General features: G+C 68.1%; 15 protein-coding genes. 7 read left to right on the top strand and 8 right to left on the bottom strand.

The window, feature by feature from the left end:
• The first annotated feature begins 75 nt into the window (after nt 1–75).
• Both ACJH6I_RS00865 and ACJH6I_RS00860 read left to right on the top strand, forming a co-directional pair.
• Nucleotides 76–1035 carry a sigma-70 family RNA polymerase sigma factor gene (locus tag ACJH6I_RS00865; protein WP_212811712.1) on the top strand — a complete coding sequence of 320 codons (960 nt, stop codon included), beginning with the start codon at nt 76–78 and terminating at the stop codon, nt 1033–1035.
• A gap of 186 nt (nt 1036–1221) precedes the next feature.
• Nucleotides 1222–1911, top strand: coding sequence for a metal-dependent transcriptional regulator (locus ACJH6I_RS00860; protein ID WP_212811713.1), 690 nt, complete (start codon nt 1222–1224; stop codon nt 1909–1911).
• A gap of 15 nt (nt 1912–1926) precedes the next feature.
• On the opposite strand, the gene ACJH6I_RS00855 is transcribed toward ACJH6I_RS00860, so the two are convergent.
• Complete coding sequence (locus tag ACJH6I_RS00855; RefSeq protein WP_318984395.1) at nt 1927–2991, bottom strand: DUF4192 domain-containing protein; 1065 nt, start codon at nt 2989–2991, stop codon at nt 1927–1929.
• 170 nt (nt 2992–3161) lie between these two features.
• On the opposite strand from ACJH6I_RS00855, the gene sthA reads away from it, so the two are divergent.
• Nucleotides 3162–4577, top strand: a complete 1416-nt coding sequence (sthA, locus tag ACJH6I_RS00850; protein WP_212811715.1) for a Si-specific NAD(P)(+) transhydrogenase — start codon at nt 3162–3164, stop codon at nt 4575–4577.
• Here the strand turns inward: sthA and ACJH6I_RS00845 are convergent.
• Nucleotides 4574–5425 carry a serine protease gene (locus tag ACJH6I_RS00845; RefSeq protein WP_318984394.1) on the bottom strand — a complete coding sequence of 284 codons (852 nt, stop codon included), beginning with the start codon at nt 5423–5425 and terminating at the stop codon, nt 4574–4576. The two genes, sthA and ACJH6I_RS00845, sit on opposite strands and share 4 nt — an antisense overlap.
• Before the next feature lie 181 nt (nt 5426–5606).
• Here ACJH6I_RS00845 and ACJH6I_RS00840 point away from each other — a divergent pair, with 181 nt between their 5' ends.
• Together ACJH6I_RS00840 and ACJH6I_RS00835 are read left to right on the top strand one after the other, a co-directional pair.
• Nucleotides 5607–6548 carry a PAC2 family protein gene (locus ACJH6I_RS00840; protein WP_318984616.1) on the top strand — a complete coding sequence of 314 codons (942 nt, stop codon included), beginning with the start codon at nt 5607–5609 and terminating at the stop codon, nt 6546–6548.
• 44 nt (nt 6549–6592) lie between these two features.
• On the top strand, nt 6593–7615 hold the full coding sequence (locus ACJH6I_RS00835) for an alpha/beta hydrolase (RefSeq protein WP_318984393.1): 1023 nt from the start codon (nt 6593–6595) through the stop codon (nt 7613–7615).
• 6 nt (nt 7616–7621) lie between these two features.
• Here ACJH6I_RS00835 and nrdR read toward each other — a convergent pair whose 3' ends face one another.
• Together nrdR and ACJH6I_RS00825 are read right to left on the bottom strand one after the other, a co-directional pair.
• Nucleotides 7622–8086, bottom strand: coding sequence for a transcriptional regulator NrdR (nrdR, locus tag ACJH6I_RS00830; RefSeq protein ID WP_138248984.1), 465 nt, complete (start codon nt 8084–8086; stop codon nt 7622–7624).
• A gap of 111 nt (nt 8087–8197) precedes the next feature.
• Nucleotides 8198–8671: a LysM peptidoglycan-binding domain-containing protein gene (locus ACJH6I_RS00825; protein WP_318984392.1), complete on the bottom strand. Its 474-nt coding sequence runs from the start codon at nt 8669–8671 to the stop codon at nt 8198–8200.
• Between the two features lie 251 nt (nt 8672–8922).
• On the opposite strand from ACJH6I_RS00825, the gene lexA reads away from it, so the two are divergent.
• Nucleotides 8923–9612, top strand: coding sequence for a transcriptional repressor LexA (lexA, locus tag ACJH6I_RS00820; RefSeq protein WP_212811719.1), 690 nt, complete (start codon nt 8923–8925; stop codon nt 9610–9612).
• A gap of 66 nt (nt 9613–9678) precedes the next feature.
• Here the strand turns inward: lexA and ACJH6I_RS00815 are convergent, their stop codons facing one another.
• From ACJH6I_RS00815 to ACJH6I_RS00805, 3 genes are all read right to left on the bottom strand, one after another.
• Nucleotides 9679–11940 (bottom strand): hypothetical protein, encoded by a 2262-nt coding sequence (locus tag ACJH6I_RS00815; RefSeq protein ID WP_318984391.1) that lies wholly within the window; start codon nt 11938–11940, stop codon nt 9679–9681.
• A gap of 174 nt (nt 11941–12114) precedes the next feature.
• Nucleotides 12115–13272 (bottom strand): acyl-CoA dehydrogenase family protein, encoded by a 1158-nt coding sequence (locus tag ACJH6I_RS00810; protein ID WP_212811721.1) that lies wholly within the window; start codon nt 13270–13272, stop codon nt 12115–12117.
• A 96-nt stretch (nt 13273–13368) separates the two neighbouring features.
• A complete protein-coding gene (locus ACJH6I_RS00805; protein ID WP_212811722.1) occupies nt 13369–14751 on the bottom strand; it encodes a DEAD/DEAH box helicase in 1383 nt (460 codons plus the stop codon).
• A gap of 409 nt (nt 14752–15160) precedes the next feature.
• Between ACJH6I_RS00805 and ACJH6I_RS00800 the strand changes: the two genes are divergently transcribed.
• Complete coding sequence (locus ACJH6I_RS00800) at nt 15161–16711, top strand: PE-PPE domain-containing protein (RefSeq protein WP_406783587.1); 1551 nt, start codon at nt 15161–15163, stop codon at nt 16709–16711.
• On the opposite strand, the gene hflX is transcribed toward ACJH6I_RS00800, so the two are convergent.
• The gene (gene hflX, locus ACJH6I_RS00795) at nt 16712–18124 is read right to left on the bottom strand and encodes a GTPase HflX (RefSeq protein WP_061006451.1); all 1413 of its coding nucleotides are present in this window, start codon (nt 18122–18124) and stop codon (nt 16712–16714) included.
• Nucleotides 18125–18143: the final 19 nt, after the last annotated feature.

Below are 18143 nucleotides of genomic sequence, written 5' to 3'. Positions count from 1 at the left end.
CCTCGGGAACTTCTCCTGCCGCTGGGGCGTTGAAGCAAGTGACAGTTCGAGCTGAGCACGAGCAGGAGGCCGCAAATGGCAAACGCCACCACAAGCCGTATCGATTCCGATCTTGACGCCCAGAGTCCCGCCGCGGACCTGGTGCGCGTGTACCTGAACGGCATCGGTAAGACCGCTCTGCTCAACGCCGAGGACGAGGTGGAACTGGCCAAGCGCATCGAGGCCGGCCTGTACGCAGCCCACCTGCTGGAGACCAAGAAGCGACTCGGCGACAACCGCAAGCGTGACCTGGCCGCCATCGTCCGCGACGGCGAAGCCGCACGCCGGCACCTGCTCGAAGCCAACCTCCGCCTCGTGGTGTCGCTGGCCAAGCGTTACACCGGCCGCGGCATGCCGCTGCTGGACCTGATCCAGGAAGGCAACCTCGGCCTCATCCGGGCGATGGAGAAGTTCGACTACGCCAAGGGCTTCAAGTTCTCGACGTACGCCACCTGGTGGATTCGTCAGGCGATCACCCGCGGCATGGCCGACCAGAGCCGGACCATCCGGCTCCCCGTCCACCTGGTGGAGCAGGTCAACAAGCTGGCACGGATCAAGCGCGAGATGCACCAGAGCCTGGGACGTGAGGCCACCGACGAAGAGCTCGCCGAAGAGTCGGGCATCCCGGTCGAGAAGATCAACGACCTGCTCGAGCACAGCCGCGACCCGGTGAGCCTGGACATGCCGGTCGGCACCGACGAGGAGGCTCCGCTCGGGGACTTCATCGAGGACTCCGAGGCGCTCTCCGCAGAGAACGCCGTCATCTCGGAGCTGCTGCACACCGACATCCGGCACGTGCTCGCCACCTTGGACGAGCGCGAGCAGCAGGTGATCCGGCTGCGGTTCGGCCTCGACGACGGCCAGCCCCGCACTCTGGACCAGATCGGCAAGCTGTTCGGCCTGTCCCGCGAGCGGGTCCGCCAGATCGAGCGCGAGGTCATGTCGAAGCTCCGCAACGGCGAGCGCGCCGAGCGCCTGCGGGCCTACGCGAGCTGATCGCCGCCACCCAACAACTGCACACCCTGGTGCCCGCCGGAATATCCGGCGGGCACCGTTTTTTCCGGCCGGTCTGCCCGCCGTTGTCCACCGCAGGAATCACAGCGTCGATCGGCCGTGGTGGATGCCTGTTGACCCGGCCAAACCGGTAAGCTGGGCACCGGCGGAGGCCTGGAGGAATTTGGCATGAACGATCTGATCGATACGACCGAGATGTACCTGCGGACGATCTACGACCTCGAAGAAGAGGGCGTGGTGCCGCTGCGTGCGCGCATTGCCGAACGACTCGAGCAGAGCGGCCCCACCGTCAGCCAGACGGTGTCGCGGATGGAGCGCGACGGGCTGCTGCACGTCGCCGGTGATCGCCACCTGGAACTGACCGACAAGGGCCGCTCGCTGGCCGTGTCGGTGATGCGCAAGCACCGGCTTGCCGAGCGTCTGCTGGTCGATGTCATCGGCCTGCCGTGGGAGGAAGTCCACGCCGAGGCGTGCCGCTGGGAACACGTGATGAGCGAGGACGTCGAACGCCGGCTGGTCCAGGTGCTCGACAATCCGACCACGTCCCCGTTCGGTAACCCGATCCCCGGCCTCGCCGAACTCGGCGTCATCTCGACCGGTGACTCCGACGTCAGCCTCGTCCGGCTCACCGAGCTGCCCACCGGATTCCCGGTCGCGGTCCGCGTGCGTCAGCTGACCGAACACGTCCAGGGCGACACCGAGCTGATCGCCCGGCTCAAGGACGCCGGCGTCGTGCCGAACGCGCGCGTCACCGTGCAGGCCACCGAGCAGGGCAGCGTGCTGATCGTCATCCCCGGCCACGAACAGGTCGAGTTGCCGCATCACATGGCGCACGCGGTTCGCGTCGAGAAGGTCTGACCGGGCCCACGAGGCTCACGCCGACCTGCCGAAGATGCGCCGCGGCGGCATCTGCACGCCGAGGCGCTCGGCCAGCTTGTAGCCCGTCAGCGCCAACTCGCGGATCCGGTCCGGTCGCATGCCGTTTTGCAGGGCAGCGTCGAGCATGCCCGCCATCCGGTGCCCGCTGTCGACGTCCAGCGCGGCCTGCAACGCCACCCCGGCGAGCGGTCCGTCACCCCGGGCGTACGCGCTGAACGCCAGCAACACCAATATCTCCACCCGCCACGGCGCGGGCAGGGTGCGGGTCAGTGCGGCCCACACCGACTCGGCCGCGGCCGCGCACTCCCCGACCGCCAACGCGTACAGCGTGTCCCGCACCCGCCAATCCGTCACCGCGCACGCCAGGCGCACCGCATCGTCGTCGGGTAGTGGCAAGCCGTCCGGGGACCCGGTGGCACACGCCACCGCATGCTCGATATCCGCGCGCACCTCGGCATCGGGACGACCGCGGTAATCGACTGTGGCAGACCGCTTTTCGATCGCCGGCCGCAACGCCTCGGCACGCCGCGCGTCGGTGACGGCGACGACGTCGACGAGGTCCGCGCGCCGGGCGTAGAGGCGCCGGCCGTCGAGCACCGCGGCCATGGTGACGGGTGACGATTCGGGATCCTCGACGACGCCGGCGTTCCCGCAGCCGTCGGCGCACTGCCAGCGGCCGCCGGCCGCCACCCGGTCGACGACGTGCACCGCGAGCAGTTCGATGCCGCGCTCGGCCAGCGCCTCCTCGAGTTCGTCGGTCACGTCGCGATACATGTCCGCGCACATCACGCAGTCGACGCCGTGTTCGTCGACGATCACCCCGACGGCCGCGTCCGCATCTGCCGCGGCGGCCATGTCGGAGAGATGGCCGAGGGCCTCGGGCAGGGCCTCGAAGAATCCTGCCGAGAGGTCTACACGCAGGACCGCGCCCATCTCACCGCCGATGATGGTGACGAGGACCAGCGACTTCTCCGGCGCGAACCCCAGGACCGCGGGCACTGCCGCGATCAGGGCGCCGGGCCGGTTCAGTTGGAAATCGAATGAGCTGAAAGTTGTCATGCCCTGAACGTGGCAGCACGGTCCGTCAGGAATCGTCGGCCGACGCCGCCGGCGGCCCCGGCTGTGGATGAACTCGGATCTGTGGATAACGGGCCGCACCCGTGGTGTTTCCGCAAAGTTCGCCGATGATCCGGCTGCATGATCACGCGTGCCGTGCCAACCTGGCTGTCATGGGTTCCACGCAGGAGTTCGACCTCGTCGTCATCGGATCCGGTCCCGGCGGGCAGAAGGCTGCGATCGCCGCCGCCAAGCTGGGAAAATCCGTCGCAGTCATCGAGCGTGGGCGCATGCTCGGCGGGGTCTGCGTGAACACCGGGACCATCCCGTCCAAGACATTGCGTGAGGCGGTCGTCTACCTCACCGGAATGAGCCAGCGCGAACTGTACGGCTCCAGCTACCGGGTCAAGGAACGGATCACCCCCGCCGATCTGTTGCGCCGCACCACGCACGTCATCGGCCGGGAACAGGACGTGGTCCGCAACCAGCTGCTGCGCAATGGGGTCGAGCTGTTCGAAGGCCACGGCAGGTTCCTCGACCCGCACACCCTGGTCATCGAGGACCCCACCCGCGACGAGAACGTCAACATCAGAGCGCGGTATGTCGTCATCGCGACCGGTACCAAGCCCGTCCGCCCGGCCGGGGTGAAGTTCGACGAGGAACGCGTCCTGGACTCCGACGGGATCCTGGACCTCAAGAGCCTGCCGCAGTCGATGGTGGTGGTCGGCGCGGGAGTCATCGGTATCGAGTACGCGTCGATGTTCGCGGCGCTCGGCACCAAGGTGACCGTGATCGAGAAGCGCCCGACAATGCTGGACTTCTGCGATTCCGAGATCATCGAGTCCCTCAAATTCCATCTGCGCGACCTCGCGGTGACGTTCCGTTTCGGCGAAGAGGTGACCGCGGTGGACGTGGGTCCCGGCGGAACCTTGACCACGCTCGCCAGCGGCAAGCAGATCCCCGCCGAGACGGTGATGTACTCGGCCGGCCGGCAGGGGCAAACCGAGCACCTCGACGTCGGCCAGGCGGGCCTCGAGGTCGACAGTCGCGGAAGGATTTTCGTCGACGACAACTACCAGACCAAGGTCGACCACATCTACGCCGTCGGTGACGTCATCGGCTTCCCGGCGCTGGCCGCGACCTCGATGGACCAGGGCCGGCTGGCGGCGTACCACGCGTTCGGCGAGCCCTGTAAGGGCATGACCGACCTGCAGCCGATCGGCATCTACTCCATTCCCGAGGTGTCGTACGTCGGCGCCACCGAGGTCGACCTCACCGACAGCTCGATTCCCTACGAGGTCGGGGTGTCGCGCTACCGCGAACTGGCGCGCGGGCAGATCGCCGGTGACTCGTACGGCATGCTCAAGCTGCTGGTGTCCACCGAGGACCTGACGCTGCTCGGCGTGCACATCTTCGGCTCCAACGCGACCGAACTGGTCCACATCGGCCAGGCCGTGATGGGGTGCGGCGGGACGGTGGAATACCTGGTCGACGCCGTCTTCAACTACCCGACCTTCTCGGAGGCCTACAAGGTCGCCGCGCTCGACGTGATGAACAAGCTGCGGGCGCTGAACCAGTTCAGACGCTAGGCGCTGCAGCCGTCGTCAGGGGCGCCGGTGGCGCGGTCCGCGGGACCGCCCTCCTGGGCCCGCTGGTACAGGACCTGGATCTGCACATCGAAGGGCGACGAGTACGACAGGTCGTTGCCGCTGCAGCCACCGCCCTGCAGGCCGCCGACCACTCCCCTGACCTCGGTCGCCGACACCCACGGCGAGCCGCTGGTGCCGTCGACCAGTCCCGGGCAGCGCAGCGCCGGGAACCCGCGGTCGGGGCGCGATGTCGGCGCACTACAGCTGACCTGGCCCCCGCCGTCACCGAGCGGGTATCCCGTCACCGTGATCGGAACGTCGGGGCCCGGTGCGGCGCCGAGCACGAAGCCGCCGCCGGCGTGCCGTTCCAGCGTCTCGGTCGTGGCCGCGCCGCCGTGGCTGACCCGGGCGATCGCGAAATCGGCTGCCGGGTCCTGACTGCGAACCCAGCGCGGGTCCAGGTACACCGCATCGATGTGCCAGAAGTCGCCGGGGACGCCGCCGCGGTAACCGGGCGCGAACGTCGCGTCGAACGACGCGTCGAGGCAGTGTGCGGCCGTGATGATCAGATTCCCCGCCAGCGAATCGAGCACCGCGCCACTGCAGGTGTGCACGGAATCGCTGCCCAGGAACACCGCGCCGACGCGTGGATCGGGCCGGGGTCCCGGGACCACGGCCGCGCCGGCGGCGACCGTACCGGGGTCGCCGGCGCGGGGATCGGCCTTGATCGCAGGCGGGCTGCACGCGGTGGCCAGCAGCGCGGCGAATGCGCTCACGGCCAGTCGGGTGCGAAGCATCTGTCCGATCTTGCCCGATACCGACGGCACGAGCAGCACCTGGTGCACCATGCGTACTGCGGGCCGACACTGGGAACAACACAAGAATGCGCGACACTTGTAGGAGACACATCCGGCGAGATGTGAACGCACGACGGCAAGGAGTGTGAAGGTGAGCGAGCACGACGGGAACGCGAGCGGCCAGCGGCCCGACGACAGCCGGGGCCAGCAGTATCAGCCCGAGCAGAGCGGTATGTACGAGCTGGAATTCCCCGCGCCCCAGTTGTCCGCCGCCGACGGCCGCGGACCGGTGATGGTGCACGCCCTCGAAGGCTTCTCCGATGCCGGCCACGCCATCCGGCTGGCCGCCGAGCACCTGAAGAACACGCTCGACACCGAATTGGTCGCGTCGTTCGCCATCGACGAACTGCTGGATTACCGGTCGCGCCGGCCGCTGATGACGTTCACCACCGATCACTTCACCAAGTACGACGATCCCGAGCTGAACCTGTACGCGCTGCACGACACCGCCGGCACGCCGTTCCTGCTGCTGGCCGGGATGGAGCCGGATCTGCGCTGGGAACGTTTCATCACCGCGGTGCGGCTGCTCGCCGAGCGGCTCGGGGTTCGGCAGGTCATCGGGTTGGGCGCCATCCCCATGGCCGTTCCGCACACCCGCCCCGTCACCATGACCGCGCACGCCGGCAACAAGGAGCTCATCGCCGATCACACGCCGTGGGTTGGCGAGGTCCAGGTTCCGGCGAGTGTGTCGAACCTGTTGGAGTACCGGCTCATTCAGCACGGCCACGAAGCTCTGGGCTTCACCGTGCATGTGCCGCACTACCTGGCACAGACCGCGTATCCGCCCGCCGCCGAGGCATTGCTGGGTGAGGTCTCCCGGATCGCGTCGCTGCAGATTCCGCTGAATGAGCTATCGGAGGCGGGCGCCGAGGTGTACGCCAAGATCAGCGAGCAGGTGGAGGCCAGCGCCGAAGTCGCTCAAGTGGTCAGTGCACTGGAACAACAGTACGATTCGTTCGTCGCTGCTCAGGAAAATCGGTCGTTGCTGGCACGTGACGAGGAACTACCCAGCGGCGACGAACTCGGCGCACAGTTCGAGCAGTTCCTCGCCGAACAGTCCGGTGACGGATTCTCCGATCCCCAAGCCGGCGACGACGGCACTGTCGGCGACTGACCACGCGGTCGGCTTGGCCGACACCATGGGAAGGAGCTGGGACGATGCCCGATGGAAAGCCCAACCTGCACTCGGTGCGTGACGTGACGCCGCGGCTGGAGTACCGCACCATCCATGGCTACCGCCGCGCGTACCGGGTGGCGGGCTCGGGGCCGGCGATTCTGCTGATCCACGGCATCGGCGACAACTCCACCACGTGGGAAACCGTTCAGACGCGCCTCGCCCAGCGGTTCACCGTCATCGCCCCGGACCTGCTGGGCCACGGCCAGTCCGACAAACCGCGCGCCGACTACTCGGTGGCGGCGTACGCCAACGGCATGCGGGACCTGCTCAGCGTGCTCGACATCGAACGCGTGACGGTCGTCGGCCATTCACTGGGCGGCGGCGTGGCCATGCAGTTCGCCTATCAGTTCCCGCAATTGGTCGATCGCCTCGTGCTGGTCGGTGCCGGCGGTGTCACCCGCGACGTGAACATCGCACTGCGACTCGCGGCGCTGCCCCTGGGCACTGAAGCGCTGGCACTGTTGCGAATCCCGTTGGTACTGCCCGCCCTTCAGCTCGCCGGGCGTCTCGGCGGAGCGCTGCTCGGGTCGACCGGCCTGGGCCACGACCTGCCGAACATGCTGCGGATCCTCAACGACCTGCCCGAACCCAAGGCCTCATCCGCCTTCGCCCGGACCCTGCGCGCAGTGGTCGACTGGCGCGGCCAGGTGGTCACGATGCTGGACCGATGTTATTTGACCGAAGCCATTCCGGTGCAATTGGTTTGGGGCACCCAGGACGCCGTCATCCCGGCCGCCCACGGAGAACTCGCCCACGCCGCGATGCCGGGCTCCCGGCTCGAGTTCTTCGACAACTCAGGACATTTCCCATTTCACGACGACCCCGACCGGTTCGTGAAACTCATCGAGGAATTCATCGACACGACGGCGCCGTCGGTCTACGACCGTGATGCGCTGCGCGGACTTCTGCAGACCGGCGTCACCGCGAAATCGATCGACGCCCCGCAAGATACGAAGTATGCGGTTCTCGACGCCATGGAGACCGACGAGCGCAGCGCGACCTAGCTGCCGTCAGCCCGACGACGTCACACCGCGGTGCGCCCGCAGCGCCTCGATTTCGCGTTCGAAGTCCTCCGCGGACGAGAAAGAGCGGTACACCGACGCGAACCGCAGATAGGCGACCTCATCGAGGTCACGCAGAGGACCGAGGATCGCCAACCCGACCTCATGGCTCGGCACTTCGGGAGATCCGGTGGCCCGCACCGCATCTTCGACCTTCTGCGCCAACTGGTTCAGGGCATCGTCGTCGACCTGCCGCCCCTGGCAGGCGCGCCGTACGCCCTTGATCACCTTGTCCCGGCTGAACGGTTCGGTGACGCCGCTGCGTTTGACCACCGCGACGACTGCGGTCTCCACCGTGGTGAACCGGCGACCGCACTCGGGGCATGACCGGCGACGCCGAATCGCCTGCCCTTCGTCAGCTTCTCGTGAATCGACCACACGCGAGTTCGGATGCCGGCAGAACGGACAGTGCATCACCGCTCCTTCGCCGCACCGACAATCGACCGTTTCGAACGGTCTCGAGCCTACCCGTGCCGCTCTGACGCGGCCGGGCGCCGTGCCGATCGACGCGCGCACGGACTGTCCTCAGCCGACCGGCGCGATCAGCGTCTGCCCGGCGTTCAGGGCCACCGACGGCAGCTTGTTCAGCTCCTTGATGCGGTCGACGACGGCACTGACCGGCGCGTCGGGCGCCACCCGCCGCGCGACCTGCTGAATCGACTCCCCCGTCTGCACCCGGACCACCGCGAGCTGCGCGGGCACGGAGGCCGTCGAAGAAGTCGGCTGGACCGCTTCACCGAACTGCGCCACCAGACCCAGCCACACCGTGATCCCGGCCGCGACCAGGGCCAGCATCACCGTGGTCAACGGGGTGATCGGACTGCGGCGGTGCGAGGCACGCGACGTCAGCACGCCCGTACCGCGGTGCCGGAAGGCCGCGCCCGAGGGACGCGCGCCGGCCGGCCGCAGCCGGGCCTGGCGGTGCCGGTTGACATCTGAACGCCGAGGCACGGTGCGGACGACGACGTCGGTCGGGTATTCGCGGGTGATGACGGTCATGTCGGTTCCTCTCAGGAGTTCGTACATAGGTTCGATCGCTCTTGTGTTCGACTATATCGCCCAAATGTTCGAACGGTAGAACATGTGATCGAACTGTTGCGAACGATACGACCACCCACCGACAAGTTCCGTTCCCCGACTCCGCCACCCTTTTCACGACGTCACCACCGGATCACGCCCGCGACACGCCGAGCCGTCCGATCTCGAACACATGTTTGATGAATCGGGTGCGCTGGGCTAGATTCGTCTCCATGAGCGACAGCACCGATACCCCGGACACCCAGGCAGGCGGACGGTCCAGCAGCCTCACCGAGCGCCAGCGGACCATCCTCGATGTCATCCGCACCTCGGTCACCACGCGCGGTTATCCGCCCAGCATCCGGGAGATCGGTGACGCCGTCGGTCTCACCTCGACGTCGTCGGTGGCCCACCAGCTGCGCACATTGGAGAAGAAGGGCTACCTGCGCCGTGACCCGAACCGCCCGCGCGCGGTGGACGTGCGCGGCGCAGACGATTCGACCGGAGCCACCATCACCACCGATGTCGCCGGGTCGGACGCGCTGCCCGAGCCGACCTTCGTCCCGGTGCTCGGCCGGATCGCGGCCGGTGGCCCGATCCTGGCCGAAGAGGCCGTCGAAGACGTCTTCCCGCTCCCCCGCGAGCTCGTGGGCGAGGGCTCGTTGTTCCTGCTGAAGGTCGTCGGCGAGTCGATGATCGACGCCGCGATCTGCGACGGCGACTGGGTCGTCGTGCGGCAGCAGAATGTGGCCGACAACGGCGACATCGTCGCGGCGATGATCGACGGCGAAGCCACGGTGAAGACCTTCAAGCGCACGAAGGGCCAGGTGTGGCTGATGCCGCACAACCCGGCGTTCGATCCAATCCCGGGCAACGACGCGGTCGTGCTCGGCAAGGTCGTGACCGTCATCCGCAAGATCTGACGCCGGCCAGACCTACAGATGAGCCCCGCTGCAGTCGCTCGCAGCGGGGCTCAGTCGTGACTCCGGTCAGCCGCGGATGAACCCGTTGGTGACCGCGAATTCCTCACTGGCAAACCAGATTTGGACAGGCGCTTCGGCATATCCGGGCGATCCGGGCACCCAGTACAAACCCGACTCCGTGTTGGCCTTGATGTCATAGCCCTCGGGCGGCTCGGCACCGGTGGCCACACGGAACGACATCTGCGCGGTCTCGGGTTCCTCGGCCCCCAGCGCATGGTGTCTGCCGCTGGCGGGACCGGCCGCCACCGTCTCCTCCGGCGGTGTCGCGACCGCAGGCGGCTCGTGCACAGGAGGCTCGTCCACGGGCGTCTCGGTGGCCGGTTCCGCTGCCTGGGTCTCAGCCGCCTCGACCTCGGGGGCCTGTTCTTGCGGCTCGGGCGCGCGCTCGTCACCGGCCTGGGAGTCGGCGTCCCGGCCGTCGGCCGGCGCTGCCCAGACGCGGTCGCCGGGGTCCCGGGGCCGTAGGCCCGCGAAGCCCGCCAGTCCGGCCGCGGTGAGGCCTGCCGCCGCACCGCCGCGACGCAGGGCGTCGGGCAGTTGCACCGATGTCGTCGGCTCGTCGGCGGATTCGCCGGCGTCCGGCTCCGGCTCCGGCTCGGTGGGCTCGGCCGCGTCCACCGGCTGGGCCTCGGCTTCGGCCTGCGCCTCGGGCACCTCCTCGGACCACTCACCCTCGGCCGTCTCGGCCGGCGTTTCAGTGGGCTGTTCGGCCGCGAAATCCGGGTACACCGTCGGCGCGGTGTCGATGACATCCGGGTTGCTCTGGAACGCGGGGCCGCCGTGCGGGTTGTCGAACTGCTGGTCCTCGGCCGCGTACTCGTCGCCGTACTCGCTGTCGGCGCCGCCATCGGCATACTGCGGGTCGCCGTACTCGCCGTCGCCGAACTCGTGGTCGTCGTAGTCGTACGCGTCCTGGTCGTCGACGGCGTCTTGACCGGCATTCCGCCGGCGCCGCAGCAGTGCCGCGATCACGATGCCGACCACCACCAGCAACAGCGGGATGATCGCCAGCAGCCACCACCAGTGGAACTGGTACCACTTGCCGGACTCATCGGCCTGCGAGGTCACGCCACCCGGCAGATCGACACTGGGCACCTGGAGGCCGCTCAGTTGCGACGCCAGCTCGGCGGGCTCGGTGCTGAACGCCCGGGTGGACTTGTTCCACGAGATCGAACCGCCGGTGAACTTCTGGCTGACGACGTCGCCGTTGACGGTCTGGTCGGCGGTCGGTGCGCCGAGCTTGCCGGTGGCGCCGCCGAGCTTGTCCCACGCCGCGTTCATCGCGCCACGGACGACGAACGCGCCGTGCTCGGGCGTCCAGAAGATCGCCGGGTTGTCGGCGGCGGCGAAGGTGGCGATCCGGCTCGTCGGGGAAATGCCGCCGTCGGTCTCGTTGCTCGCCGGGAAGCCGAGATCGCCCTGCGGTCCGCCGGCCGCGCGGTACTTGGCCAGCACATCGCCGGTGATCGCGTGCGCCCCGGTTGCCGGCGAATAGAAGATGGTGCCGCCGGCGAAGTTCTGTGCCACGCCGTCGCCGACCTTGTACTGGGCCCCCTGCTCGTCCCCGAGCGTGCCTTGCGGCCCGCCGGCCGCGCGGCGTGCCGCGGCGATGGCCGTCGTCGCGTCGCCCGGCACGTCCAGCCCGGTCAGTTGGCCTGCCAGGTCGGCGGGCGTGGTGGTGAACGTCTTGGTCTTGGCGTTCCAGCTCACCTCACCGCCGGTGAAGGGCTGGGTGACGACGTCGCCCTTCCAGGACTCGTCGGCCGTGGGTACGCCGAGGGTGCCCGCCGAACCGCCCAGCTTGTCCCAGGCGGCGTTGATGGCGCCGCGAACCACCCAGGCGCCGTTGTCGGGCGTCCAGAAGATGACCGGCTTGTCGGCCGCGCTGAACGTGCTGTTCCGGCTGTCGGTGGCCTTGCCCGCACCCTCGTCGATGGTCGGGAAGCCGAGATCGCTGTCGGCGGCGCCGCCCAGCGCCTGGTACTTGTCGAGAATCGCGCCGTAGATGAGATGAGCGCCGGTGCTCTCGCTGAAATAGATCTTTCCGCCCGCGAAGTTCTGCGCGAACCCCGCGCCGACCTGGTAGACGTCGCCGTCCTTGGCGCCCAGCTCACCTGTGTCACCGCCCGCGGCATCCCAGGTGTGGGATATCGCCGCGTCGGCGTCGCTTTCCGGTGTCGCAAATGCCGTCGGCGCCATGAGCAATGCCACCGCGACAGAAAGGGCACCGATACCAGCCCATCCGCCGCGGGTTCGCAGCCCGGTCATCGAATTCCTCCCGCGGTCGGCAAAACTCCGGACACAATTCCGTCAGACAAACTCTCTTGATCGAGAGATTCTGTCAACTTTGCTTCAGTTCATGCCCATAGTGCGGGATATCCGGCGGTGACGCACCAGTGTGTCGCGGATCGATATGCGAATAAATTCCGCACGGTCAATTAGTTAAACGCCCAATCCGCGCCCGATGATCTCCTTCATGATCTCGGTGGTGCCGCCGTAGATGGTCTGGATCCGCGAGTCCAGGAATGCCCGCGCAATGGGATATTCGCGCATATAGCCGTAGCCGCCGTGCAACTGCAGGCAGCGGTCGACCAGCCGGACCTGCGCCTCCGTCGAATACCATTTGGCCATCGCCGCCTGGTCGATTGTCAGCTTTCGATCGAGATGCAGGCGAATGAACTCGTCGACCATGATTCGGACGGCCGTCGCCTCGGTCGCCAGTTCCGCCAACACGAATCGACTGTTCTGGAAGCTGCCGATCGGCTTGCCGAACGCCTTACGCTCCTTGGCGTATTGCAATGTCGATTCCAGCACGGCCTCCATCGCCGCAGCAGCCATCACGGCGATGGAAATGCGCTCCTGGGGCAGGTTCTGCATCAGATAGACGAATCCCATGCCCTCGACGCCGAGCAGATTCTCGACCGGGACTTTGACATCGGTGAACGACAATTCCGCGGTGTCCTGCGCGTCGAGGCCGATCTTGTCGAGGTGACGGCCGCGTTCGAAACCCGCCATGCCACGCTCGACCACCAGCAGGCTGAAGCCCTGTGCGCCCTTGTCCGGATCGGTCTGCGCGACGACGATCACCAGGTCGGCGTGAATACCGTTGGTGATGAACGTTTTCGAGCCGTTGAGCACGTAGTGGTCACCGTCCCGGACCGCGCGGGTCTTGATGCCCTGCAGGTCACTGCCGGTGCCCGGTTCGGTCATCGCGATGGCGCAGATCAGTTCGCCGCTGCAGAACCCCGGCAGCCAGCGCTGCTTCTGCTCGTCGTTGGCCAGCTCCAGCAGATACGGCGCGATGACGTCGTTCTGCAGCGTGAAGCCCAGACCGCTGTGGCGTCCCGCCGCGGTCTCCTCGCTGACGATGACGTTGTAGCGGAAGTCCGGGTTCCCGCCGCCGCCGTACTCCTCCGGCACGGCCATGCCGAGAAAGCCCTGCTTACCCGCCTCGCGCCAGACCTCGCGGTCGACGATCTTGGCCTTCTCCCATTCCTCGCGGTAGGGCTCGGCATGCCGGTCGAGGAACGCGCGGTACGACTCCCGGAACAACTCGTGCTCAGGTTCGAACAACGTGCGGTCGTACTTGATGACACCCATGCGAGACCTCCGGTACTGGATAAGTTTGCACCAACTTATCCCAACCGGACGGTTGGTTGTGAGCGGGCCCACACCCGGCGCGTCGCCGGGCACGAACTAGCGCGACTGGCTACGTCCCGACTGGCTACGCCCCGACTGCGAACGGCCCGACTGCGACTGCGCACGGCCCGACTGCGCACGCCCGGGAGCCTGCAGGCCACCCGTGCTGCGGCGGCGGCGACGCTGCGCCTGACCCGCAGTGGCCGTCTTGGCCGGCCGGTTTCCGCCACGCGGCGCGGGCGCCTCCTTGGGTGCGGGCGCGCGGTACGGCGCGATCTCGCCGACGAGCGCCTGCACCGACGCAGAATCGGCGACGACCTCCTGCGGACGGGCGGTGATACCGGCCTTGCGCAGCAGCTGCTGGGCGTCCTTGCGCTGCTCGGGCAGCACGACGGTGACGACGTCGCCGGCGCTCCCGGCTCGGGCCGTACGGCCCGAGCGGTGCAGGTATGCCTTGTGCTCGGCGGGCGGGTCCACATGGACCACGAGTTCGACCTCGTCGACGTGGACACCGCGCGCGGCGATGTCGGTGGCGACGAGGACGCGCGCCTCTCCCGAGCTGAATGCGGCCAGGTTGCGGTCGCGCGCCGGCTGGGACAGGTTGCCGTGCAGGTCGACCGACGGCACGCCGGCCTCGGTGAGCTGCCGGGCCAGCTTGCGGGCCTGGTGCTTGGTGCGCATGAACAGGATGCGGCGGCCGGTGCCCGACGCCAGCCGCTGCACCAGGTCGCGCTTCTCCGCCGCACCGGCGACGTGGAACACGTGGTGGGTCATGGCCGGCGGCGGCGCGTCGATCTCGTCGACCGAGTGGGTGATCGGGTCGGACAGGAAGCGCCGCACCAGCTTGTCGACGCCGTTGTCGAGCGTCGCCGAGAACAGCAGCCGCTGACCGCCGGCGGGGGTGGCCGCCAGAATCCGGGTGACACCCGGCAGGAAGCCGAGGTCGGCCATGTGGTCGGCCTCGTCCAGCACGGTGATCTGCACGGCGTCGAGGCTCACCAGCTTCTGCTTCATGAGGTCTTCGAGACGGCCCGGGCAGGCGATGACGATGTCGACGCCCGCCTGCAGCGCCGCAACCTGACGGTTCTGCGAGACGCCACCGAAGATGGTGGTGACGTTCAGCCCGACTGCGCTGGCCAGCGGTTCGACGGTCGCGGCGATCTGGGTGGCGAGCTCGCGGGTCGGGGCCAGCACCAGACCGGTGGGACGCGACGGGCGTCGCGCGGCGCCGGCCAGCCGGGCCACGAGCGGAATGGAGAAGGCCAGCGTCTTGCCGCTGCCCGTGCGGCCGCGGCCGAGCACGTCCCGGCCCGCGAGGGTGTCGGGCAGGGTGCTGACCTGGATCGGGAAGGGCGCGGCGATACCGCGTCCGGCGAGCGAGGCGACGAGCGCCTCGGGAACGCCGAGCTCGGCGAACGACGATGATTGTTCTGCGGACATGAGGGATTACAGCCTTTCAGGCACGCTGGGTCGACAATGCCGGCGGCAATATCGGTCGCCGCGAGAAATGCTGGTGCAGAGGGAACTGAAGGCTCTCAGCCGTTCCACGACGTGATCGGCGGCCATGACCTGCGAAGGTGCGCAGCCGATGTTGGTCAAAGCCTAGTGCCGAACGAGTCGCCTGCGGACGACCGCCCGTGGCCCCGCCCCGCCCGCGGCGCCAAACACCTTGCCCCGCAAGCGGTATCGCCGCGGTGTGATTTCACCCACGGTCGACCGGTACGGGCGTACCGAAGAATCGACACGCTCGACAAATTTTCGGCAAACACCGGATACCGGCCAGGTCACAGTGCGACGATGCGAAACGGGTGCCGATGACCGGATCGGCGACGTCGAAAGGGGGCGAGGGATGCGCACACTCGGACGCACGATTCCCGCAACGCTGGCCGTGATGCTGACGGTGCTCGGCACGGTCCTGCTCGGCGTGGTGTCGATGGTCACGGCCGCGTTCACCCTCGCCGCGACCGCGCTGATCGTCCCGGGCACCGGCACGCCCAACGCGAACATCGTCCCGGGCTACCGTGAGAACGCGGACAACTACTACATCGCACCGTTCAACCCGGCGTGCACTCAGCCGAGCTGCAACCTGCAGGGCATCAACTACCCCGCACAGTTCTGGCCGATTCCCCTGCCCGGCTGGGGTGGCCTCTCCGGCGCCAAGTGGAACGAATCGACGGGTGAGGGCCTCGCCAACCTCGACACCGCGCTGATGGCCGCGCTGCCGACGGCGACGCTCGTCGATCCGATCATCGTCTTCGGTTACTCGCAGGGCGGCAACATCGTCAGCCGCGAGAAGGCCAGCCTGTCGGGTCTGACCGACGCCCAGAAGGCCAAACTGGCGTTCGTCATGATCGGCAACACCAACCGGCCCAACGGCGGCCTGTTCGAACGGCTGGCGTTCCTCGGCACGGTGCCCATCTGGGACGTCACCTTCGGCCTGCCGGCACCCACCAACACCGGCATCAAGACCACCGACATCGCGTTCGAGTACGACGGCGTCGCCGACTTCCCGCTGTACCCGATCAACCTGCTCGCCGACCTCAATGCCATCGCCGGTTTCTGGTACACCCACGGCACCTATCTGGCACCGAACGCGAACAGCGACGTCGGTGAAATCCCCGATCTCGAGTACACGCCGGCCGAACTGGAGGCGGCCCTCACCGACCCCAAGAACCAGACCACATACGGCGACACCACGTACATCACGATCCCGACCAAGACCCTGCCGATCGTGCGGCCGTTCCTGGAGTTCGGCGGCTTCACCCACACCAGCTTCATCATCAAGCCGCTGGTCGACCTCGTCTCGCCGGTACTGCGCGTGCTCATCGACACCGGCTACGACCGCAGCCTCAGCCCCGGCGTCCCGGCACCGTTCCGGTTGATCCCGCTGCTCAACCCGATCACGCTGACGCAGGACCTGATCAATGCGGCCGGCGCGGGCGTCAAGGCCGCGATCAGCGACATCACCGGCGGCAAGGTGCAGCTTCCGATCGCCGCGACCACCCCCGCCCCGACCCCGGCGACGGTGGCGGCCCGCAACGTGTCGAGCACACCGACGGCGGTGTCCGCCACGCCGACCGGTGACACCAAGGTCGCGCCCGTCACGGCACCGAAGGTGACGACGACGGCCGATACCAAGGACACCGACACCAAGACCCCGGACACCAAGGTGACGGATCCAAAGACCACCGACACCACCGGCCCGAAGCAGGACCCGAAGCCCGGCACCGACCCGGCCAAGGACGGTCAGACCGGCGCCACCGACAAGACCAATGACAAGGCCGGTGACAAGACCACCGACAAGACCAAGAAGCCGAAGAAGGACAAGAAGGTCAAGGCCCCCAAGGCCGTGAAGCCGGCCGCCGACAAGGCCGACAAGCCGGCCAAGGCCGCCGCCTGATCAGGCGGTGACGAACTCGCCGAGGCTGGCGGCCAGCGCCATCGGCACCCAGCCCTTGATCCGGGTGCCGTCGGTGGTGTGCTCGGTGGCCTCGACACGACCTTCGGCGTGCACGCGAGCCACGAGGTCACCGCGGTCGTAGGGAATGGTCACGTCGACGGCGGCGTCGGTCGGCTCGACCAGCTCGCACATGCGCATCCGTAGCCGGTCCAGCCCCTCACCGGTGTGCGCCGACACGAACACGGCGTCCGGCAACGCGCGCCGCAAGTGGGCCAGCGCCAGATCGCCGGCGGCGTCGATCTTGTTGACCACCAACAGCTCTCGCGGGGCGGCGATGTCGTACTCGGCGACGACTTCCCCGACGACCTTGCGGACCGCGTTGATCTGCGCCAGCGGATCGGCGTCGGAGCCGTCGACGACGTGGACGAGCAGGTCGGCGTCGACGACCTCTTCCAGCGTCGACCGGAACGCCTCGACCAGCTGCGTCGGCAGGTGCCGCACGAACCCGACGGTGTCGGTCAGGGTGAACGGCCGGCCGTCGTCGAGCTGGCCCCGGCGCGTGGTGGGTTCGAGGGTGGCGAACAGCGCGTTCTGCACCAGCACGCCGGCGCCGGTGAGGGCGTTGAGCAGGCTGGACTTGCCGGCGTTGGTGTAGCCGACGATCGCGACGGACGGGGTGTCGCTGGCCCGGCGGCTGTGCCGCTGGGTGTCGCGAATCTTCTTCATGTCCTTGATCTCGCGGCGCAGCTTGGCCATCCGCTCGCGGATCCGCCGCCGGTCGGTCTCGATCTTGGTTTCACCGGGGCCACGGGTACCCACGCCGCCGCCGGCGCCACCGGCACGACCACCGGCCTGCCGGGACATCGACTCACCCCAGCCGCGCAGTCGCGGCAGCATGTACTCCATCTGGGCCAGCGACACCTGGGCCTTGCCTTCGCGGCTGGTGGCGTGCTGGGCGAAGATGTCGAGGATCAGCGCGGTGCGGTCGATGACCTTGACCTTCACCACTTTTTCCAGCGAGTTCAGCTGGGCGGGGCTCAGTTCACCGTCGCAGATGACGGTGTCGGCGCCGGTGGCGAGCACGATCTCACGCAGCTCCAGGGCCTTTCCGGAGCCGATGTAGGTCGAGGCGTCCGGCTTGTCACGGCGCTGGATGAGGCCTTCGAGCACCTCGGAGCCCGCGGTCTCGGCGAGCGCGGCCAGTTCGGCGAGGCTGTTGTCGGCGTCGGCCGACGTGCCGTCGGTCCACACGCCGACCAGCACCACGCGTTCGAGGCGCAGCTGGCGGTATTCGACTTCGGAGATGTCGGCCAGTTCGGTCGACAGGCCGGCAACGCGGCGCAGTGCCGCGCGGTCTTCGAGCGCCAGTTCACCGACGCTGGGGGTGTTGTCAGGATCGAAAGGAGAGGTCATAGGTAGTTATCGATGGTGC

Source organism: Mycobacterium sp. SMC-13 (assembly GCF_045311035.1).
In the GTDB taxonomy this organism is placed as follows: domain Bacteria; phylum Actinomycetota; class Actinomycetes; order Mycobacteriales; family Mycobacteriaceae; genus Mycobacterium.
This window is presented reverse-complemented; position numbering and strand designations above follow the sequence as displayed.